General features: G+C 63.2%; 21 protein-coding genes and 3 pseudogenes. 4 read left to right on the top strand and 20 right to left on the bottom strand.

The features are described 5' to 3' along the window. Position 1: 1 nt before the first annotated feature. The 6 genes and pseudogenes from EPD82_RS04030 to EPD82_RS04005 all read right to left on the bottom strand — a co-directional run. A complete protein-coding gene (locus EPD82_RS04030) occupies positions 2-637 on the bottom strand; it encodes an urea amidolyase associated protein UAAP2 (RefSeq protein ID WP_141055595.1) in 636 nt (211 codons plus the stop codon). Between the two features lie 14 nt (positions 638-651). Continuing rightward, positions 652-1,380 carry an urea amidolyase associated protein UAAP1 gene (locus EPD82_RS04025; protein WP_141055593.1) on the bottom strand — a complete coding sequence of 243 codons (729 nt, stop codon included), beginning with the start codon at positions 1,378-1,380 and terminating at the stop codon, positions 652-654. 1 nt (position 1,381) lies between these two features. Further along, on the bottom strand, positions 1,382-2,203 hold the full coding sequence (locus EPD82_RS04020) for an ABC transporter ATP-binding protein (protein WP_141055590.1): 822 nt from the start codon (positions 2,201-2,203) through the stop codon (positions 1,382-1,384). Continuing rightward, the gene (locus EPD82_RS04015; RefSeq protein WP_141055588.1) at positions 2,200-3,015 is read right to left on the bottom strand and encodes an ABC transporter permease; all 816 of its coding nucleotides are present in this window, start codon (positions 3,013-3,015) and stop codon (positions 2,200-2,202) included. The genes EPD82_RS04020 and EPD82_RS04015 overlap by 4 nt, the downstream gene beginning before the upstream one ends. A 132-nt stretch (positions 3,016-3,147) precedes the next feature. Then, on the bottom strand, positions 3,148-4,212 hold the full coding sequence (locus EPD82_RS04010; RefSeq protein WP_141055586.1) for a putative urea ABC transporter substrate-binding protein: 1,065 nt from the start codon (positions 4,210-4,212) through the stop codon (positions 3,148-3,150). Positions 4,213-4,257: 45 nt separating this feature from the next. Continuing rightward, positions 4,258-4,884: pseudogene (locus EPD82_RS04005) on the bottom strand (type III glutamate--ammonia ligase); the annotation flags it as partial. 221 nt (positions 4,885-5,105) lie between these two features. On the opposite strand from EPD82_RS04005, the gene EPD82_RS12035 reads away from it, so the two are divergent. Next, positions 5,106-5,369 (top strand): alpha/beta hydrolase family protein, encoded by a 264-nt coding sequence (locus tag EPD82_RS12035; RefSeq protein ID WP_206202178.1) that lies wholly within the window; start codon positions 5,106-5,108, stop codon positions 5,367-5,369. A 362-nt stretch (positions 5,370-5,731) separates the two neighbouring features. Here EPD82_RS12035 and EPD82_RS03995 read toward each other — a convergent pair whose 3' ends face one another. From EPD82_RS03995 to EPD82_RS03945, 11 genes are read right to left on the bottom strand one after another with little or no spacing between them, the layout of a single operon-like run. Next, positions 5,732-6,571 carry an ABC transporter ATP-binding protein gene (locus EPD82_RS03995; RefSeq protein WP_206202177.1) on the bottom strand — a complete coding sequence of 280 codons (840 nt, stop codon included), beginning with the start codon at positions 6,569-6,571 and terminating at the stop codon, positions 5,732-5,734. 2 nt (positions 6,572-6,573) lie between these two features. After that, complete coding sequence (locus EPD82_RS03990; protein ID WP_141055582.1) at positions 6,574-7,452, bottom strand: ABC transporter permease; 879 nt, start codon at positions 7,450-7,452, stop codon at positions 6,574-6,576. Further along, a complete protein-coding gene (locus EPD82_RS03985; RefSeq protein WP_141055580.1) occupies positions 7,449-8,258 on the bottom strand; it encodes a hypothetical protein in 810 nt (269 codons plus the stop codon). The genes EPD82_RS03990 and EPD82_RS03985 overlap by 4 nt, the downstream gene beginning before the upstream one ends. After that, complete coding sequence (locus tag EPD82_RS03980; protein ID WP_141055578.1) at positions 8,255-9,037, bottom strand: N-acyl homoserine lactonase family protein; 783 nt, start codon at positions 9,035-9,037, stop codon at positions 8,255-8,257. The genes EPD82_RS03985 and EPD82_RS03980 overlap by 4 nt, the downstream gene beginning before the upstream one ends. Then, the gene (locus tag EPD82_RS03975) at positions 9,034-9,690 is read right to left on the bottom strand and encodes a cysteine hydrolase family protein (RefSeq protein WP_141055576.1); all 657 of its coding nucleotides are present in this window, start codon (positions 9,688-9,690) and stop codon (positions 9,034-9,036) included. The genes EPD82_RS03980 and EPD82_RS03975 overlap by 4 nt, the downstream gene beginning before the upstream one ends. Then, the gene (locus EPD82_RS03970; protein WP_141055573.1) at positions 9,687-10,448 is read right to left on the bottom strand and encodes a creatininase; all 762 of its coding nucleotides are present in this window, start codon (positions 10,446-10,448) and stop codon (positions 9,687-9,689) included. The genes EPD82_RS03975 and EPD82_RS03970 overlap by 4 nt, the downstream gene beginning before the upstream one ends. A gap of 2 nt (positions 10,449-10,450) precedes the next feature. After that, complete coding sequence (locus tag EPD82_RS03965; protein WP_141055571.1) at positions 10,451-11,329, bottom strand: DMT family transporter; 879 nt, start codon at positions 11,327-11,329, stop codon at positions 10,451-10,453. Beyond that, entirely contained in the window at positions 11,326-12,084 is a 759-nt protein-coding gene (locus EPD82_RS03960; protein WP_141055568.1) for an SDR family NAD(P)-dependent oxidoreductase, read from the bottom strand. The genes EPD82_RS03965 and EPD82_RS03960 overlap by 4 nt, the downstream gene beginning before the upstream one ends. Next, positions 12,084-12,872 carry an SDR family NAD(P)-dependent oxidoreductase gene (locus EPD82_RS03955; RefSeq protein WP_141055565.1) on the bottom strand — a complete coding sequence of 263 codons (789 nt, stop codon included), beginning with the start codon at positions 12,870-12,872 and terminating at the stop codon, positions 12,084-12,086. Before EPD82_RS03955 ends, EPD82_RS03960 begins: the two co-directional genes overlap by 1 nt. A gap of 1 nt (position 12,873) precedes the next feature. Next, positions 12,874-13,896: a fatty acid desaturase family protein gene (locus tag EPD82_RS03950; protein WP_141055562.1), complete on the bottom strand. Its 1,023-nt coding sequence runs from the start codon at positions 13,894-13,896 to the stop codon at positions 12,874-12,876. 47 nt (positions 13,897-13,943) lie between these two features. After that, positions 13,944-14,945 carry an ABC transporter substrate-binding protein gene (locus tag EPD82_RS03945; RefSeq protein ID WP_141055559.1) on the bottom strand — a complete coding sequence of 334 codons (1,002 nt, stop codon included), beginning with the start codon at positions 14,943-14,945 and terminating at the stop codon, positions 13,944-13,946. A gap of 231 nt (positions 14,946-15,176) precedes the next feature. On the opposite strand from EPD82_RS03945, the pseudogene EPD82_RS12030 reads away from it, so the two are divergent. Then, a pseudogene (locus tag EPD82_RS12030) lies at positions 15,177-15,542 on the top strand (ubiquinone biosynthesis regulatory protein kinase UbiB); the annotation flags it as partial. A gap of 24 nt (positions 15,543-15,566) precedes the next feature. Here the strand turns inward: EPD82_RS12030 and EPD82_RS11895 are convergent. Further along, positions 15,567-15,728 carry a hypothetical protein gene (locus tag EPD82_RS11895; protein WP_170210782.1) on the bottom strand — a complete coding sequence of 54 codons (162 nt, stop codon included), beginning with the start codon at positions 15,726-15,728 and terminating at the stop codon, positions 15,567-15,569. 175 nt (positions 15,729-15,903) lie between these two features. Between EPD82_RS11895 and EPD82_RS11890 the strand changes: the two genes are divergently transcribed. Beyond that, positions 15,904-16,053, top strand: a complete 150-nt coding sequence (locus EPD82_RS11890) for a hypothetical protein (protein ID WP_170210781.1) — start codon at positions 15,904-15,906, stop codon at positions 16,051-16,053. A gap of 211 nt (positions 16,054-16,264) precedes the next feature. On the opposite strand, the gene EPD82_RS11885 is transcribed toward EPD82_RS11890, so the two are convergent. After that, positions 16,265-16,414: a phage virion morphogenesis protein gene (locus EPD82_RS11885; RefSeq protein WP_170210780.1), complete on the bottom strand. Its 150-nt coding sequence runs from the start codon at positions 16,412-16,414 to the stop codon at positions 16,265-16,267. Further along, positions 16,411-16,584, bottom strand: coding sequence for a hypothetical protein (locus tag EPD82_RS11880; protein WP_170210779.1), 174 nt, complete (start codon positions 16,582-16,584; stop codon positions 16,411-16,413). Before EPD82_RS11880 ends, EPD82_RS11885 begins: the two co-directional genes overlap by 4 nt. A 508-nt stretch (positions 16,585-17,092) precedes the next feature. On the opposite strand from EPD82_RS11880, the pseudogene EPD82_RS03935 reads away from it, so the two are divergent. After that, positions 17,093-18,355: pseudogene (locus EPD82_RS03935) on the top strand (IS1182 family transposase); the annotation flags it as partial. Positions 18,356-18,406 lie beyond the last annotated feature (51 nt).

Below are 18,406 nucleotides of genomic sequence, written 5' to 3'. Positions count from 1 at the left end.
ATCAGTCCCAGATCAGCACTTCCACCGGAGTGGGGTTCCAGCCGTTGCACGGGTTGTTCAGTTGCGGACAGTTGGAGATCAGCACGATCACGTCCACGTGCGCCTTCAGCTCTACGTACTTGCCCGGCGCGGAGATGCCGTCCTCGAAGGTCAGGCCGCCCTCTGGAGTGACCGGCACGTTCATGAAGAAGTTGATGTTGGCGCCGATGTCGCGTTTGCTCAAGCGGCCGTCGTGCAGGCTGGCGCGCAGGAAATTGTCGCGGCAGCTATGCATGTAGCGCTTGTCCAGCGCGTAACGGACCGCGTTGCTTTCCTGCGCGCAGGCGCCGCCCAGGGTGTCGTGGCGGCCGCAGGTGTCGGCGACGATGGTCAAGAGCGGGTTGCCGAGGTTGGAATAGAGCACCGTGCCAGTGGTGAGGTAGACCTTGTTCTGCCGGCGCATGGTGCGCTGCGGGTCAAAGCGTTCGCGCGGGTTGTTCGCGGCGAAGAACAGGGTGTCGATCGCCTGGTTGCCTTCCAGGTCGAGCAGACGCAGGGTCTGGCCGGCCTTGACCTCGAGCAGATAGGGCTCGCCGGCCGGGATTACGTGGCGGAAGACGGCGGTTTCGGGACGCAGGTTGCTTTCGTGGATGGTCATGGTGGCATCCCCCCTCAGATGTAAAGCCGTTCGGTGTTGTGGAAGCCGCGCTCGTTCTCGGGGCACGAGGTGCGGCAGAGCACAGTGACGCCGTCGCTCTCGACCTTCTTCCAGGTGAGCTGCACCGGCTTGGGCGCATAGACCGGGTTTGGGTCCATTGGATGCTGCAGGGCGGTGAGCACCACCAGCGTGTCCATCGGCGCGTACAGCTCGACATAGTCGCCGGCATTGCTGTTGCCGGGCTGAAAGGCGAAGCCGCCGTCGACGTCCACGGTCACCTTGCTGAACAGGTTGAGAGTCATCAGCAGGTCCTGCAGATTCAGGTCCCACTTGCCCATTTCCACCAGCAGGTTGTCCACCCCATTGCGGAAGAAGCCGTTGCGCAGTTCTTGGTAACGGCCTTCGCCGTATTTCTCCTTCACCTCGTCGGCCGACAGCACGCCGCCGAAGCTGTCATGCCAGCCGCAGCTGTCGGCGGTGATGCAGGCCAACACGCGACCCATGTCCGAGTACAGGCAGTGGCCGGCGGTGAGTTTGGCGGTGTGCTGGCACTTGAGGGTGTCCGGCAAGTTCAGTCGTTCGCTCTTTTCCTGGGCGTTGAACAGCAGCAGGCTGACGTTGGCACCACCCTGGATGTCGGTGATGCGCAGCAGCTGGCCGCGCTTGAGCACGAAAGAGGTATGGCCGCCGCCGGGGACGGTTTCCTCATAGAGGGTTGGGCGAAGGCTGAGGGAAGCGCTCATATCAGGCTCCTTGGTAGGCAGTTTGAAAAGGACCGGCGAGATCGGCCGGCAGGCTGTCGGCCGCGACGGGGGTGCGGTGGCCGTCGTGCAGCGAAATGTCGTAGGTCACCCGCGCGCCATAGGCGCCCGGTGCGTGAGGATCGATGCGCGGCTTGTCGAAGACCAGGACGCGGCTGCCGAGGGAGAAGCCCTCCGAGAGGTCGTGAGTGACCATGAACACCGTCAGCCGGGTTTCCCGCCACAGTTCCAGCAGCAGTGCGTGCATGTCCTTACGGATGCCCGGATCGAGCGCACCGAAGGGTTCGTCGAGCAGTAGTACGCGGGGCTTCATGATCAGCGCCTGGGCAATCGCCAGGCGTTGCTGCATGCCGCCGGATAGCTGCGCCGGATACTTGTCCAGCGCGTGGTCGAGGCCGACCTTGTGCAACATCTGCGTTGCCTGTTCGCGGGCGTCGCGTTTGCTGCGGCCAAGCAGTCGACCCAGGAATGGGGCGCGTGGCAACTCCAGGCCGAGGGCGACGTTGTCCAGCACCGACAGGTGGGGGAACACCGAGTAGCGCTGGAAGACCACGCCACGGCTGACATCCGGCTCGGCGGCCAGCGGCTGGCCGTCCAGCAAAATTTCGCCGCGGCTTGGCGCTTCCTGGCCGAGCAGCAGGCGCAGGAAGGTGGATTTGCCGCAGCCGGAAGCGCCAACCAGGGTGCAGAATTCGCCTTCGGCGATGTTCATGTTCAGGCGTTCCAGTACCACCTGGTCACCGTATTGCTTCCAGACGTTCTTCACCTGGATGAATGCGCCGGTTCCGCCCTTCTTGTCACTCATGCCTTGGCTCCTTCATGCCAGGGGAACAGCAGGCGCGTGAGGCGCCACAGCAGGTAGTCCATGGCCCAGGCCAGGAGCGTGATCCAGGCGACGTAGGGCAAGATCACGTCCATCGCCATGTAGCGGCGTACAAGGAAAATGCGGTAGCCCAGACCATCGGTGGAGGCGATGGCTTCGGCGGCAATGAGAAACAACCAGGCCGAGCCCATCACCAGGCGCAGGCTGATCAGCAGGCGCGGCATCAGCTGCGGCAGCACCAGACGCAGAATCAGCGTCCAAGTGTTGGCGCCCAGGGTCTGCGCCTTGATCAGCAGCTCGGGGGGGATTTCCCGGGCGCGCTGTTCGAGGTCGCGGGCCAGTATCGGCGTGATGCCGATGACGATCAGCATCACCTTGGACAGTTCGCCGAGGCCGAAGACGATGAACAGGATGGGCAGGATCGCTAGCGGCGGCACCATCGAGAGCACGGTGATCAAAGGCGACAGCGGCGCGCCGAACAGCGGCAGGGTGCCGGCAGCAACGCCCAGGCAGAGCCCGGCAACGGCGGCGATGGCCAGGCCGGTGCCGAGGCGCTTCAGGCTGGAGGCGGTGTCCAGCCAAAACAGGTAGTCGCCGGAGCGCTCGTCGGGGGTGAAGGCGAGGCGTTCGACGGCCGCACTCATCTGGCCGAAGCTGGGCAGCAGCTTGTCGTTGGGATTGAGTTCCAGACGCTGCGCCGAGTGAGCCAGGTACAGCGCCAGCAGCAAGGCAAAGGGCAGGATGGCCAATGCCAGCCGGCCACCGCGGCTGGGCGAGCGATTGATCAGGCGCATGGGCAGGCACCCTGCATAGTCGCGGAAAGACCCAGTAGGCGGTTGGATGTTCCAGAGGTGGCCAAGGCGCCGGTATGCAGCGGGGAGATGACCGGCAGAGCCGATTTGAACGGACACATGGCGAACTCTCCTTCACAGTGCGCCGTCGGCGGCCATTTGCATGTAGGTGGTATCGAAGCGCAGCTTCAGGTTGCCCTGGTTACCGAGCTTGCCAGCTGGCATGGCGATACCGACGAAATCCGCCGAATCGGCGCCATCGCCCAGGAGGCCGTGTTTGAAGGAGAACTTGCGCACGCTGTCCATGGCTTCATATGCCTGCGGGCTTGAGATGAAGCTTACCGCCTCTGCCGGGGTGTAGAACATGTGCGTGCACTTCAACTGGGCCTCGTAGCCGGCCTGGTCGGTGCCGGAGGCGGCGCCGAGCTGGGCGCGCAGTTCGGCACCCTTGGGCGTGTCACTGGCCATGATCGCCATCACCTCGTACCAGGCGCCGGTGACCGCCTTGCCGAAAGCCGGGTTGTCGGCCAGCGTCGCGCTGTTGACGATAAGCAGGTCCATGATATGACCCGGAACTCTGGTCGAATCGAACACCAGATGCGCGTCGGGGGCGGAAGCCACTTCCTGCAGCAACGGGTTCCAGGTGACCACGTTGCGCACGTCGGCGGTCCTGAAGGCGGCAACGATATCAGCATCCGAGGTGTTCACCACCTTGACGTCTTTCTCCGATAGACCGACGCTGTCTAGCGCCTTGGCCAGGAGGTAATGCGACACCGACAGCTCGACCAGATGCACCTTCTGGCCCTTGATCTGCTTGAGATCGTCGGTGCCTTTCATCACCAGCCCGTCGTTCCCGTTGGAATAGTCGCCAACGATCAGCGCGGTGGTGTCGACGCCACCGGCTGCCGGGATCGACAGCGCATCCATGTTGGTGGCGGTCACGCCGTCGAACTGGCCGGCGCTGTACTGGTTGATGGACTCAACGTAGTCGTTCATCTGGATGATGTTCACTTTGATACCATACTTGTCCGCCCACTTCTTCATGATTCCGGACTCATCGGCATACTTCCATGGCATCCATCCGGCGTAGATGGTCCAGGCGATATTGAAGGTCTTTTTCTTCTCGGCATGAGCCAGAGGGGCGAGGACGGCGAGGGCGATGGCCCCAGCGCAGAGCAGTTTTTTGATGGTGCCGTGCATGGTGTTACTCCCTGGTCAGAAGAATTTCAGATAGCGCTGGATTTCTCAGTCGGAAACATGGGCATGGTCGGCATTCCATTCGTCGTGCTTGAAGTCGACGAAGGCCTGGTACATCGCGTCGCCGAACACTAGGAGAGATAGCGGGTCGGCCTCGAAGGCGTTGATGGCTTCGCTGAGGGTGCGCGGCAGGGTTTCGATCCCCATCTGCGCCACTTCCTGTTCGCTGTAGTGGTACATGTTTTCGCGGTGCGGCTGGCCCGGATCGAGCTTGTCGCGGATGCCTTCAAGGCCGGCGGCAAGGATCATCGCGGCGCCCAGGTAGGGATTGCAGCCGATATCCGCGGCGCGGCATTCCACGCGTGCACCCTGAAACGGAATGCGCAGCATGTTGGTGCGGTCGGCCGAGGGCTTGGGCATGAAAGTGGCGAAGGCACCGTGCTTGCACGCGATTTCATTGGCCATCATGCGGAAAAACACGAAGCGGCCGACCATGCTGAGGGCGTCGGCGTCCTTGAAGTCGGTTTCGAACTGGCCGTTGGCGTCCTCGTGGTCGAAGGAGTAGACGCCCCAGCCCATCTCGTTCATGGCATCGACCAGCTCGTCGATGATGGGCAGGTTGTCCATCAGCAGACGTGGGTCGTAGCAGGGCTTGGTCATGTCGTCGCGCTCGGAGGAGAGAGGAAAGCTGGTCATCTGCTTGTGCTCCTTGGCGTCATGAGTGGCGGCCAGGGCCGCTGGCACGATTCCTTCAACAATACAAATGCCACGCAGCAAGATACATGCCAGAGTGTATAAAAACGGGTCGTCGCTGGTGCCGCCTCATCCCTTTTAGTCGATGCCAGATTCACGCAGATGATTGAAAAAGGCAAAGAATTTTTTTCGTGTTGGGAGAAATGCACCAGAAAAACGGTGAGCACCTGCGCTATGCGCACTTTTGCTATCAGGTGCTGGGTACGCCGAAGCGCACGCAGGACACCCTGGTGCTGATTCCGAGCTACGACGGTGGTACACATTGGGGCAGACTGCCCCTTTTTGGTGCAGACGGCCTGCTCGAGAGCGGCGACTATTGCGTGGCGCTGACCGATCTGCTGGGTGCCGGCTGGTCGACGTCGCCGAGTCTATTCCCAGGCTTTCTATTGACACGAGCTATAGCGTGAACCAGGTTTCCATAGCCTTGAGGAGCTGCTCGATTACTGGGAGCATGACTATCTGGAGCAAGACGCCAACGACCTGCTCTGCGTGCTGCACAGCTGGCAATCGGCCGACCCGGCCCGCAGTTTTGGTGATGGCTCGCTGGCCGAAGCGCTGGGTCGTATCCGCGCACGGACCATCCTTATGCCCGGCAGCACTGACCTGTACCTCGCCGTCGAGGACGCGCGCCACGAGGCCTCGCTAATTCCGGGTACCGAGGTGGAGGTGCTCGAGTCGGCCTAGGGCCATTGCGCCGGCGGACCTAGTCGCAGTGCAGCGGCAATGCAGCAAGTGTTCACGGCGATGGCCAAGCTTCGGGTATTAGCCTTCAGCCGGTCACGGCACTGAGTTTGGCCAGCTGCTCAAGGTCGGTCTGCATGCCGGAAGTTTCGCGGATGCGGGCGAGGATCTCGCGCTTGAGCTCGGTGAATTCCGGCGACAGCTTCATGTCCTGATGCCGCTGGGCCGGCAGCGGCACCTCGTAGATGGAATCGATACGCCCAGGGCGTGGCGCCATCAGCACGATACGGCTGCCCAGATAGATGGCTTCCTCGACGTCGTGCGTAACGAACAAGATAGTGCTCTTTTCCAGCCGGTGCACATGGCGAATCAGATCGTGCATCACCTCTCGGGTCTGCGCGTCCAGCGCGCCGAACGGCTCGTCCATCAACAGCGTCGCAGGTTTGGGCATCAGCGCGCGGGCGATGGCGACGCGCTGCTGCATGCCACCGGATAGCTGGCTGGGGTAGGCGTCGGCGAAGCGCGTCAGGCCCATCAGGTTGAGCAGCGCGTCGGCGCGGCCGGCGGCGGTCTCCACGTCGCTGTCGTTGCGCACGGTATCGCGGATCACCTTGAGCTGGCGGCAGAACTTGATGTTCTGCATCACCGTCAGCCAGGGGTACAGGCTGTAGTGTTGGAAAACCATGGCGCGGTCGACGCCGGGGCCGTCGATGGGCTTGCCGTCGAGCAGGATCTCGCCGCGGCTCGGGCTTTCCAACCCGGCGACGATGCGCAGCAGGGTGGACTTGCCGCAGCCAGACGCACCGACAAAGGTAACAAACTCGTTTGGCTGGATATCCAGATCGATCGACTGCAGCGCCTGCACCTCGCGCTGCTCGTTGACGAAAGTCTTGCCGACCCCGCGGATACGAATCTTCGCATCGGACATGGTCATTTCCTCATCCAGGGAAAGGCGCGACGGTGCAACCAGCGAAAGGCCTGATCAGTGAGCAGACCGATCAGGCCTATCAGCAGGATACCGGCGAAGATCTTGTCGGTGTGCATGTAGCGCTGTGCCTTGAGGATGGCGTAGCCAAGGCCGGAATTGGCCGCCACCAGTTCGGCCACCACCAGGTAGGTCCAGGCCCAGCCGCAGGTGATGCGCAGGGTGTCGAGCAGCGCTGGTTTCGCCGACGGCAAGATCACCAGCTTGACGATCTCGCCGCGGTTGGCGCCCATGGTCTGTGCCGCCTCGATCTGCGCCATGGGCACGCGGCGCACGTCTTCGGCAACCATCAGCACCATCTGAAAGAAGGTGCCGATGAAGATGATCAGCACCTTCGAACCCTCATCGATACCGACCCAGAGCATCACCAGCGGAATGAACGCTACCGCCGGCATGTAGCGAATGAAGTCGATGAGCGGTTCGAGAAAGGCCTGCACCGGTCGATAGGTGCCGATATACAGCCCCAACGGCAGGGCGAGCAGCGCCGAGGCGCCGAAGCCCGCCATGACCCGCCAGACGCTGATGCCGATGTCAGTCACCAGCCCCTCGCTAGTCCACCAGCGGCCGATGCGTTCCAGCACGGCGCCGGGGCTGGGCATGAACATTGGGTCGGCCAAGCCGAGCGCGGTCCACAGCCACCAGACGACGAAGGGCAGGCTCAGTCCGGCAACAGTCAGCAGCCAGGCGCTGCGCCGGGATATCTCGCCGCGAATGCGCCAGAAACTGCTCTTGCGCACCACCTGCTCGGCCGGTGCAGCGGGTGTTGCCGTGTGTCGCTGCTGCGCGGAGGTGGAAGCGGAGGGGATGTTGATCTGCTCTGTCATGCAGGAACCCCCTGTGAAACGGTGGGCACATCGAGTTCAACGCGTTGCCAGCCACCTGCCGCTGGATAACGACCAAGCGCGGCGAGGTCGGCGGTCGGCAGGCTGGTGGGGTCGGCGAAGTTCCAGTAGCTCGACAGCAGGGTGTCGCCGACGCGGCCAGGGAGTGTCGAATGGGTGATCTGCCAAGGCGTGGCACCGTTGCGATGGCGGCCGAAGGAGAGCTCGAATGCCAGCAGTTGCGGCCGCAAGGCAGGATCAACGGCGCCCAGTTGTTCGCGCAGGTGCTTGTCGCCCGCTGAAATGGGCAGCGGACGATCGGCGGCGAACAGGAAGTAGTCGCCAGCTACCAGCAGGCAGGCCTGGCGTGAAGGCTCCTCGGCGGCACGCAACCAGAGGCCCCAGTTGACGCCAGCGGATTCGGGCAGGCGTTGCCAGATTTCGTGGTAGCTGCCGTCCAGCCCGTCTTCCAGCAAGCGCTCCGGGGTTTCGAAGCGCATCAGACCGATGTCCGCCGGCCCGTCCAGCGGCTGGAAGTCGATCAGCCGATGCCACTGGCAGATATCGCCGTTGACCTCGGTGACGCCGGCGAAGCCCGCCTGTTCGGCCAGCGCCAGCTGCTGGGCATAGCTGCAGGTTTTCAGCGAAGCTGCTGGCGGCAGCGCTTGCGGCCGCGGCAGGCGCAGGTCGGCGTGCAGGATGGCGGTTTGCAGCCAGTACACCTCACTGGTTTCGTCACGCAAGCCGGAAGTGGTGGTCAGCAAGCGCCGGCGCCACACACCGAGATAAGCATCAGGAACGGTCTTCATGCGTGGTACTCCGGAAAGCATTTGAGGGTACGCCAGAAGGCCATGTCGTGATTCGGCCACAGTTCGGCGCCGGTCTCGACAGCGGTCGCCTTGAGCTTGCGGATGCTGGCTAGCGCCAGGTCGTCGCGCTCCTGCCAGCAGAGGCCGGGTGCGATTTCGTCGACGAGATTCTCGGTCAGGTCGGCGGCGTCCCCGGCGAGGATCACCGGCTTGCCGTGAGGCAGCTCGATCAGCAGCGACATGTGGCCAGCGGTGTGTCCTGGTGTATTAATGGCGCGCAGTCCGGGCAGCAGCTCGTACTCGTCGTGCTGCAGCTTCCAGTGATGCTCGCCGGCAAAGTCATCGGCGAAGTAGACGTCGTCCGCTTGGGCGCGGGCGGCGGCGAGTTCCACTTCGTGCACATGCACCTCGCAACCGCACAGCTCACACAAGCCGCCGGCGTGATCGAAATGCAGATGGCTGAGAAACACCAGGTCGATATCTGCGGGTGAAAGCCCGTGTCGGGCGAGGTGGGCGGGTAGCCGCTGCTCCTCGGTCATCTCTGGCGGTCCCATGGGAAACGCCACCGGATCGAACCAGCGCGCACGCAGTTGCGGATCGCTGAGCTTGGCGTAGTCGCAGCCGACGTCGAACAGCACGCGACCCTGTCGGGTTTCGATAAGAAAGGCGAGGATCGGTGCATCGATCAGCGTGCCCTGGCCGCGATTGCGGGTGGAAATCGACTTGTCGTAGCGATGCGTGGCAGTCAGCAGCGGCCAAAGCTTCAATACATCAGTCATGCGGCACGCTCCAGGCGCCGCAGCAGGTCGGCGCTGTCAGTCACGCCGCCGAACAGCCCCCCTTCGACTTCGATCATCGCCAGTGCAGCGGTGTGCAGCTGTGGGTCGGACGAGGCACAGGCGTCGCGGACGGTCAGGCAGTCGAAGCCAAGGTCGATGGCCTGGCGCAGCGTCGAGGCAACACAAACCTCGGTGGTAACGCCGGTCAGGATCAGTTGCTCGATGCCGCGGCAGCGCAGGATCAGCTCCAGATCGGTATGTGCAAATGCGCTGTAGCCGGGTTTATCAACCACCGGCTCGCCGGTGCACGGCTGCAGTTCGTCGATCAGGTCATGGCCGAATTCGCCACGCACCAGCAAGCGGCCGAGTTGGCCGGAGCTGCCGATGGGCGCGCCGCTCGCTTCAGCACGGCGGCGTTTGGGTTCGGGCAGGTCGGAAAGATCGGCACGGTGCCCTTCACGGGTATGCACGACCAGCATGCCGAGACCACGGGCGCGATCCAGCAGCGTCTGGATCACCGGGATCGGCGCGCGCAGGCGGCTGACGTCCATGCCGACCTGGTCGGCGTAACCGCCCAGGGCGCAGAAGTCGCGCTGCATGTCGATCACCAGCAGTGCCGTGCGTCCATGGTTCAGGTTCGTCGTCAGACTCACAGCGCGAACTCCTTGCACACCGCGGTGGCAATGCCGTCGACGATGTCTTCGGCGAGCCGCCGGCCTTTCGCCGCACTAGAGCCCTTGGCCGAGGACAGCACGCCGGAAGGCGGCACCCACTCGGTACGGGTGGGATACATGTCGTAGGGCGGGAAATCGGCCGGGGCGTCGTCCGGAATCTTCTCCAGTGCCACCAGTTGCGGGTGGAAATGCAGCATCAACGAGGTCTCGATCACCGCAGCATGCTCCAGGGCAAAACCGGGAAAGCCGTCGGGGAAGACATCGACCAGGGTCTGCTCGCGGCAGAAATCCCAGTGCTCCAGGCGCATCACCTCCAGTCCGGCAGCCGGTCCGAGGTCGCGCAGCGCAAGCTGGATGCCTTCGGCGACGAACCATTGGTTCTCGTAATGACCAAGCACCAGCACGAGGCGGCGCACACCGTGGCGGTGGAACTCCCGCACAGCGTCGCGCACCAGGGCGCTCAAGGTCGCGCCATCCAGGCTGGTGGTACCACAGAAATGCTGCCCGCCGCCGCATTTGGGTTGCGACTTGTAGCCATAGGACAGCGCCGGCGCGACCAGTCCGCCGACCCGTGCTGCCACGTCGGCGCTGATGGCGCTGGCCAGCAGCGCGTCGGTGCCCAGCGGCAAGTGCGGACCATGCTGCTCGGTGGCGCCACAGGGCAGAAAGACCACGGCGCCATCGCCGATGTGGCGTTCATAATCGACCCAGCTCAGTTGATCCATATGCACGGTCATGCTTAGGTGCTCCTTGTCGCGATTGAAGGGGGACGTTCCGGCCAGCCGGCGATCAGCGCGGCGGTGGTGATTAGCGCCGAACCGAGCCATTCGTTCGGGCCGATGGCGTGGCTGCCGAACCAGGCGGACGACAGCACCGCGGAGATCAGCTCGAACACCACCAGCACCGCGGCGCGGCCAGCTTCCAGATGGGTGAGGCCGTACTGCACGGCCGTCATGCTGACCAGCCAGCCGAAGGCGAACAGAGCGATCTGCCAGGTTAGGGTCAGATCCAGCGGCGGCAGCGGCTGGCGCAGAAGCAGGCAGAACAGCCCACCGAGCAGCGCGCTGCCGACGAAACTGACCAGCGCCTTGCTCGCCAGCGGAACCCGGTCAGCGGCGCGAGTGGCTAGGTTGTTGAGGCTGAAGGCAAGGCCTGCGGACAGTGCCAGCCAATCGTTCGCGTCCGGCGCGTCCATGACTTCACCCGTGATGCCGAGGGTTAGGCCGATGCCGAGCATCGCCAGCCCCAGCGCGAACAGCCGTGTGCCGCTGAGGTGTTCGCCCAGCAGCAGCCAGCCGCCGACCATTGCCCACACAGGCGCCAGGTAGAACAGCAGCATCACCCGCACCACGTTCCCTGCGGCCAGCGCCGTGACCAGCGCCGCGGTGGCCCAGCCGCCGCACAGGCCCATGGTAAGCACCTGGCGATACTGGCTCGCCCACTGCCGACGCTGCTGCCATAGCACCGGCAGCGCCAACAGGCTGAGCAACGAATAGGTCAGAAGCACCAGCGGCATGCCGGCCAGACCGCGGGCAGCGAAGAACTGCAGCGGCAGCCAGCCCAGGCCCCACATGATGGCACCGCCGATCAGCATGCCCTGTGGCATCAGGCTGTTCATGCGCCCATCCATGAGCCGCCATTGGGCCCGAGCATCTGTCCGGTGAAGTAGCTCGCCTGTGGCGAAAGCAGAAAGACGATGGCCGCCGCGACTTCCTCCGGCGTGCCCAAGCGCGCCATGGGGATCGCAAGTTCCTTGGCCATCCACTCGTCGCTCATGTGCTCCGGGCTGACCATCGCCGTGGCGATGGGGCCGGGTGCGACGCCATTGATGCGTATGCCATCGATGGCAAACTCCCGTGCCAACGAACGGGTGAGACCAATCACCCCGGCCTTGGCCGTGCAGTAGGCGACGTACTGCTCGCGGCCAAGAAAGCCGAGGTCCGAGGCGACATTGACGATGGCGCCGTTGCGCCGGGGCTTCATCTGCACCAGCGCATGGCGACAGCAGCGGTAGACACCGGCCAGGTCGACGCCCAGCACCAGCGCCCAGTCCGCCTCGCTGGTCTCGAGAAAAGGCTTTTCTAGGATTACCCCGGCGTTGTTGACCAGCAGGTCCAGCGGCCCCTGTTCCTCGATGGTCTCGAACATCGCCGCGACCGCGGCCGGATCGCTGACATCGGCCTCGATGGCCCAGGCGTTGCCACCATTGGCGGTGATCTGCTCGACCAATCGTTGCGCTAGGTCGTGTTGGTCACGATGGTTGATCCAGACCCGCACGCCTCTGGCAGCCAGCGCAAGTGCGGTGGCGCGGCCGATACCGGTCGTCGCGCCAGTGACCAGGGCGGTCTGGCCTGCGAAGCATTTGGTAGCCATCAGTGCATCACCTCGCCGTAGCTGACCGATAGCGCCTGACCCGTCAGGGCAGCCGCCAGTGGCGAGCCTAGAAACAGGAAGATGCCGCCCAGATCGGCTGGCATTAGCAGCTCCGGAATGGCCTGGTTAGCAAGGATCGCCGCCAGCTCGGCGCTGTCGCTGCGACCGTTGACGTCGGCCATCACCTGCAGCGAGCGCATGGCCGCATCGGTGCCGACCCAGCCTGGACACACCGCGTTCACCCGAATACGTCGCGGGCCCAATTCCCAGGCCAGCGAGCGGGTCAGGCCGATCACCGCATGCTTGCTGGCAACATAGGCGGAAAAACCCGGCATGCCTTTCAGTCCCCAGATCGAGGCCTGATTGATCACACTGGCACCGGCACGCAGACGCGGCAGCAGGGCGCGGGTCAGGCGCTGCATGGAGCTGACGTTGTTCTCCAGCAGCGCTGACCAGCGTTGGTCGGCTTCGTGACTCCAATCGGCCAGCGGCGTGGCGTACTCGACACCGGCATTGTTCACTAGCACATCGGCATTGAGGCCGCGACAGGTGAGGTCTTCGGCATACTGCTTCACTGCCTGCCAGTCGCTGAGGTCCAGTGCGGTGCAATGCAACGGCGTCTCGCCAGCGAACTCGCCGGCAAGCCGGGCGAGAGCGTCGGCGTCGCGGTCGAGCAATTCCAGCGTGGCGCCGGCAGCGGCGAAGCTTTGTGCCAGGCCACGGCCGATGCCACCGCCAGCGCCAGTGATGACCACGCAGCGGCCGCGGTAATCCAGTTCCTTGTGCATGTCACACCGCCGTCAGAAAGGAGACGCCCACGGCGCCGTAGAAATTGTCGGCCTTGTGTGGCCCCTCGCTGACCACGCCGTAGTCATCGTCCAGCACGCGGCGTACGCGGTAGCGGTGGAAGCTACCGAGCAGCTTGCGCATCGGAATCACTTGGTTGTAGGTGCTACCGTACAGCTCGGCGTGCAGCTTGGGCAGGCGATACCAGGGCGCCCCCGGTTTCTCATGGTGGGCGTTGTGGAAGGAGAAGTTGAGCAGCAACAGATTCAACGCCGGCCAGCGTTCGGAGACTACATTGCTGTAGGTGTTCTGCTGCTCGTAGCTGCGGTCGCGACGCTTGTCCTCCGGCAACTTGCCGCCATCTTCCAGCATGGCGAATGCCTCGTAGGTGTGCTGGTAAGCATCGACGAAGCGCAGCACGCTGAGCATGATCATCCAGGCCACGGCGTAGAGCAGCACGGCCTTTAGCGAGAGCGAGGCGAGCCCGGCGAAGAGCAGTGTACGGACGACCAGCACACTCGCAACCTTGCCACGGCGGGCGCGGTGCTTGTCGTTGTCGGTGATGAAGGGCAGCACAACCACGTAGAAATGCATGATCAGCTCCACCGCTGGCACATAGGCCCATTCCAGCGCCAGCACCAGTTTCTGAAACCAAACGGGGCGCGCCTTGAGAAAGGCCTTGCTGTCAAAGGTGATCACGTCAGCGCGGTCGACGTGATGGCGCATGTGTTTCTTGCGCAGGTCCTGAAATTCGGCGTAGCAACTGCCGCACAGCCAGCTGCAGACGTTGCCAGCCCATTCGTTATGCTTGGGCACACTGAAGATCGTGCCATGAGCGAATTCGTGAATCAGGTAGGCGGCAATAATCATGCCGTGGGCCAGCAGTAGCGTGCCCAGTGCGTTCAGCCAGCCATTCGGGGCGAACAGCAGGGCCAGCCCACCACTATAGGCGAGTGCGGTATAGAGCATGGCCAGGGTGTTGGGCAAGCGGCCATCGGCATAACGGTATAGAGGTTTGGTAATCATGGTCTTCTTCTCCAGCACAGGCAGGCAACTGCCCGCCGGGCATCGGCTTAGCGGGCGAGCGCTTTGATGAACTGGGCGTCGTAGGTCTTGCTGAAATCAGGGATGGTCGGGATCTGCCCGTTGTCCTTGAGTAGCTTGGCGATGATTGCGCCGCTGCCATGGAACGAATGGGTGTCCTCGCCTGGCGTGAAAATCTTGCCCATCTCGGCAAGCGGGATGTTGTAAGCGCCGGCCATCTGCTTGATGGCCTCTTGGGCGCTGACCCCGAGCACTTCGCCGATGATCTTCGCCGACTCCTCGGGGTGCATCTGCATATAGGCCAGGCCGTCCAGGTACCCCTGGATCATCGCCTTGATGGCGGCGGGCTTCTTGGCAATCACCGCCTCGTCGAAGACCAGCACGTCGGTGATCAGCCCCGGCGCGTCCTTGGACGAATAGACCACCTTGAACTTGTCTCCACCGCCCATGGAGAGAATCTTCGAGACATTGGGCTCGTAGGTCACGCCAATCGGCAGGTTGCCCGAGGCCATGGCGCCGGGAATGCCCTCGGGAGTCATGTTGACGGCATTGATATCCTTTTCGCTCATGCCGTTCTGCTGCAGCGCGTAGGCCAGCAGGAAGTGCGACGGCGACAGCGGGTTGAAGCCGACCTTCTTGCCCTTGAAGTCAGCAATGGACCGGATCGAGGCATCGGCGACGATGGCATCGCCGCCGTTGGAGAAGTCGATGGGCATTACCACGCGATGCTTGAGTCCCTTGGCCACCGAGACGATCACCTGGTCGTAGGTGAGCGTGCCGCCATCCAGCGCACGGCTACTTATGGCGGAGGAAATCAGCGACGGGTCATTGAAGAACTGCAGGTCCACGTCCAGGCCGTAGGGCTTGAACAGGTCGAGCTTGTCGGCGACGTAGAAGGGGCCGTAGCCCGCCCAGACAACGGTGCCGATCTTCAGTTTCTCGGCGGCCAGGGTTGCCAGCGGTGAAAGCAAGGTCGCGACGGCGAGGCCGGCGGCGAGGAGGGTCTTGTTCAGCGAGCGCAATGTGGGCATGGCATGATCTCCTCGAAGTTACTCCTGATTGTGCTAAGCGTCATGAGTGCCGGAGGCGACCCATCCGGTTCACCTGTGCTATAGCAAGTTGCGCGCCATTTCTGCGTTTTCGGCGTTTGTCGTTTGAGTTCAGTTGGTTGGGCGCGGCGGGGCGATTTTGCAGCGCAGCCGTGGCACGCGTCGCGTGCGCATAAATGGGGAGGAATGCACCACGCTAGTGCCGGATGGAAGCAACCCCAGCTCGTGCTGCTGCAAAAGACGCTGCTGAACATCGAAGGACTGGGCCGCCAGCTCGACCCCGAACTCGACCTGTGGCAGACCGCCAAGCCTTTCCTCGAACGCTGGATGAGCGAGCAGGTCGGCTGGCGCGCGCTGCGCCGCCAGCTCGAAGAAGAAGCGCCGCAATGGGCGAAGATCCTGCCGCAGCTGCCGCGCCTCATGCACCGCGACCTCAGCGAACGCTTGGCCGAGCGCGAGCAGGAAAAACTGCGCCGCCGCCGCGCCGAACGCGAATCAGCCAGCCGCCGCCGCGAGCGGCTCGTGTGGGTGCTGCTCTGGGCGGCGGCATTCGCGGCGGGGTGGTGGCTGAGGGGGTGACGCCTGCGATCGACGCGCGGTTTTTTAGCCGGGAGGAACAAGCGGGGTGTAGTTGTCGGCCAGTTTGTCGACGGCGAACCCAGCCGCTTTGATGGCGGCTTGATTCTTCTCGATCTTGGCGCGAATGCCGTCTGCCGCAGCGGAGCCGGACAGATGGGCGGCCCGAAACTCCTGCTGGAGTTTCATCGTCTCGCCGATGACGTTTTGCCAGATTTTTGCCTTGTCGCCCTTTCGCTTCAAGTCGTCTATACGTCTATACTTTTGTCAACGACATTGAGCGCACGGCCAAATGTGGCGGAAACCACCCCGCCAATGACGACGCCAAGCGCGATGTCTTTACCTGCCATGATGGAGTCCTCTCGTGATTGATGCGCTTGCCACTATTGCCGCATGGAGCATCGTTGGAGGCATCGCGCTGCTGCTGGTCGGCTGGATGTTATGGCCGGCTATCATCGCCGGCGCGAACGTCATCGGCTGCATCCTCCAGTGGCTTGAGTCGCGCCGCCGCTAGTCGTCTGACGCCATCCACTCCACCAGATCGGAGGGCAGCATTACATACAGCTCGGTTTCAATCCACGCCCGGATTTTTAGCCGGGCGTAACGTCGGCGTCTGCCTGGTAGTGTAGCCGGGTGCGCACGAAGCTCTGGCTGTCGATCAGGGGCTTATCGCCTTTTTTGCGCGCCAGCGTCGCCGCGCTGTTGGGCGCAAAGGGCTGCCCGGTCTAATCCTGCCCATCGAGGATGCGCTCGTGGCTGCCCTCCGCTAGCGCCTGGCCGATGGCGTGCATGGCCTGGGTCATGTCGGATGCGCGCCGGCGCAGGTCTTCGAGCGCGCGGCACACTGCACGGTCGTCGAGTTCGATGCGGATCACTCTCTCGCCTCGATCAGCGCCATGATGCGCCGGATATCGTCACGAGCTGCCAGGAGTCCCCGATCATCCGGCCTCTCGCGCAGCAGCTCCTCGACGCGCTCCAGTTGGTTTTTTGCGTCATCCAGGCTCGACCACGGGGATAAATCATGGTCATACAATGTGTAGGTCATCGATGATCTCCCGGACCCAGTTAGGGACAGGTCTCGATCTAAAAGTGCAGCCCAGGATATTAGCGTATTCAGGATGTGATGGTCCCACAAACTGGCCTCGCCAACGTCGACCGAGTCGCCGGTTCATCCCCGCACATGCGGGGGTGAGGGGCTGATACCCCGGCCCTCAAGGTAGGCGCGGCGGTTCATCCCCGCGCATGCGGGGGCGAGATGGAGGTGGATGAGTTCGCGCAGTGGGGTCAGACGCACCGATCGCGTCATTCGCGCGCGCGGTCTCTAGAGCAGGATCAGTGCCAAGATGATCAAAAACGCCCACCAGCCCACGATGGCGCCGATGGCGCCAAAACCGCGCTCGCCTGCGGACCAGCTGATCAGCACGGGAGGCACAACCACCAACGCGCCGAACGCCCACTACGCCCAAGCGTGGCCGTCTAGCAGCCTGTCGGACTTGGCCAAGCTATCGGCATGAGATAATGAAGGCCTCTCAGGCGGCAATAGGACTTCGATGATGGGCCATTTCGTAGGTGCTGATCGGGACACCGACTTCCTGCTTCCCCCTTCCCTTCATGAGTGGTTGCCTGAAGATCACCTGGCCCGGTTTGTTGTTGAAGTGGTTGATCGGCTCGATCTGTCCGAGCTCACCCGGCAGTATGCGGGGCGCGGCTCACGGGCCCATCATCCTGCGGTATTGCTGAGCTTGTTGATTTATGGCTACGCGACTGGGGTCTTCTCCAGTCGCAAGATTGAGCGCGCCACGCACGACTCGATCGCGTTTCGTTATCTGGCGGCCAACACTCACCCGGATCACGACACGATTGCTGCCTTTCGCCGTCGCTTCCTTCCCCAGATTGAGTCCCTGTTCGTGCAGGTTCTGCTGCTGGCGCGGGAAATGAAGCTGGTGAAGCTGGGCCGGATCGCGCTGGATGGCACGAAGGTGAAAGCAAACGCCAGCAAGCACAACGCGTTGTCCTATGCGCATGCACAAAAGATCGAAGCGCAGTTGAAGGCGGAAGTCAGTGCGCTTGCCGCCCAGGCGGAGGCTGCAGATCAGGCGCCGGTGCATGAGGGGATGGAGCTTCCCGCCGAGATTGCCCGGCGTGAAGCCCGGCTGGAAGCGCTGGCTCAGGCCAAGCGGATCATTGAGGCGCGAGCGCAAGAGCGCTTCGAACAGGAGCAGGCCGACTACCAGCACAAACAGGCCAAACGACAGGCCCAGAGGGACGCCGGAAAAAAGCCCCGGGGCCGGGCGCCTAAACCCCCGCAGACTGGCCCCCGGGATAGCGATCAGGTGAATCTGACCGATGAAGCATCGCGCATCATGCCTGTCTCCGGCGGCGGCTTTGAGCAGTGCTACAACGCTCAGGCCGGGGTGGATACCGAGACGATGTTGATCATCAGTACGCACATGACCCAGGCGACAAACGACAAACAGCAGCTCATGCCCGCACTGGCCAGAATAGGTGCGCTGCCGCAGTGCCTGGGCAGCGTTACTGATCTGCTCGCCGACGCAGGCTACTTCAGTCAAGCCAATGTCCAGGCGTGCAGGGAGAAGAACATCGAGCCGTTACTGGCGCTGTCCCGAGAGCAACACCACTTATCCGTGTTTGATCGGTTTGCACCCGATGAGCCGGCGCCGGTCACGGACGACCCGGTGGCGCAGATGAAGCACCGGTTAGCCACCCAATCGGGGCGAGCTCTGTATGCGCTGCGAAAACAAACGGTGGAGCCCGTATTCGGAATTATCAAACAGGTGATGGGCCTGAGGCAGTTCTCGATGAGTATAGTGGTCCCCGAATTTGAGACACTGGTTTAAGCTGTCGCC

This window comes from Tepidiphilus succinatimandens, assembly GCF_006503695.1.
Taxonomy (GTDB): domain Bacteria; phylum Pseudomonadota; class Gammaproteobacteria; order Burkholderiales; family Rhodocyclaceae; genus Tepidiphilus; species Tepidiphilus succinatimandens.
Note: the sequence above shows the minus strand (reverse complement) of the source record. Positions and strands in the feature narration are given on the sequence as shown.

Bases quoted from the DNA above. Each gene is read 5' to 3' on its own strand.
- EPD82_RS04030 (WP_141055595.1), bottom strand. From the start codon at position 637: ATGACCATCCACGAAAGCAACCTGCGTCCCGAAACCGCCGTCTTCCGC.
- EPD82_RS04025 (WP_141055593.1), bottom strand. From the start codon at position 1,380: ATGAGCGCTTCCCTCAGCCTTCGCCCAACCCTCTATGAGGAAACCGTC.
- EPD82_RS04020 (WP_141055590.1), bottom strand. From the start codon at position 2,203: ATGAGTGACAAGAAGGGCGGAACCGGCGCATTCATCCAGGTGAAGAAC.
- EPD82_RS04015 (WP_141055588.1), bottom strand. From the start codon at position 3,015: ATGCGCCTGATCAATCGCTCGCCCAGCCGCGGTGGCCGGCTGGCATTG.
- EPD82_RS04010 (WP_141055586.1), bottom strand. From the start codon at position 4,212: ATGCACGGCACCATCAAAAAACTGCTCTGCGCTGGGGCCATCGCCCTC.
- EPD82_RS12035 (WP_206202178.1), top strand. From the start codon at position 5,106: ATGCACCAGAAAAACGGTGAGCACCTGCGCTATGCGCACTTTTGCTAT.
- EPD82_RS03995 (WP_206202177.1), bottom strand. From the start codon at position 6,571: ATGTCCGATGCGAAGATTCGTATCCGCGGGGTCGGCAAGACTTTCGTC.
- EPD82_RS03990 (WP_141055582.1), bottom strand. From the start codon at position 7,452: ATGACAGAGCAGATCAACATCCCCTCCGCTTCCACCTCCGCGCAGCAG.
- EPD82_RS03985 (WP_141055580.1), bottom strand. From the start codon at position 8,258: ATGAAGACCGTTCCTGATGCTTATCTCGGTGTGTGGCGCCGGCGCTTG.
- EPD82_RS03980 (WP_141055578.1), bottom strand. From the start codon at position 9,037: ATGACTGATGTATTGAAGCTTTGGCCGCTGCTGACTGCCACGCATCGC.
- EPD82_RS03970 (WP_141055573.1), bottom strand. From the start codon at position 10,448: ATGACCGTGCATATGGATCAACTGAGCTGGGTCGATTATGAACGCCAC.
- EPD82_RS03965 (WP_141055571.1), bottom strand. From the start codon at position 11,329: ATGAACAGCCTGATGCCACAGGGCATGCTGATCGGCGGTGCCATCATG.
- EPD82_RS03960 (WP_141055568.1), bottom strand. From the start codon at position 12,084: ATGGCTACCAAATGCTTCGCAGGCCAGACCGCCCTGGTCACTGGCGCG.
- EPD82_RS03955 (WP_141055565.1), bottom strand. From the start codon at position 12,872: ATGCACAAGGAACTGGATTACCGCGGCCGCTGCGTGGTCATCACTGGC.
- EPD82_RS03950 (WP_141055562.1), bottom strand. From the start codon at position 13,896: ATGATTACCAAACCTCTATACCGTTATGCCGATGGCCGCTTGCCCAAC.
- EPD82_RS03945 (WP_141055559.1), bottom strand. From the start codon at position 14,945: ATGCCCACATTGCGCTCGCTGAACAAGACCCTCCTCGCCGCCGGCCTC.
- EPD82_RS11895 (WP_170210782.1), bottom strand. From the start codon at position 15,728: ATGAAACTCCAGCAGGAGTTTCGGGCCGCCCATCTGTCCGGCTCCGCT.
- EPD82_RS11880 (WP_170210779.1), bottom strand. From the start codon at position 16,584: ATGACCTACACATTGTATGACCATGATTTATCCCCGTGGTCGAGCCTG.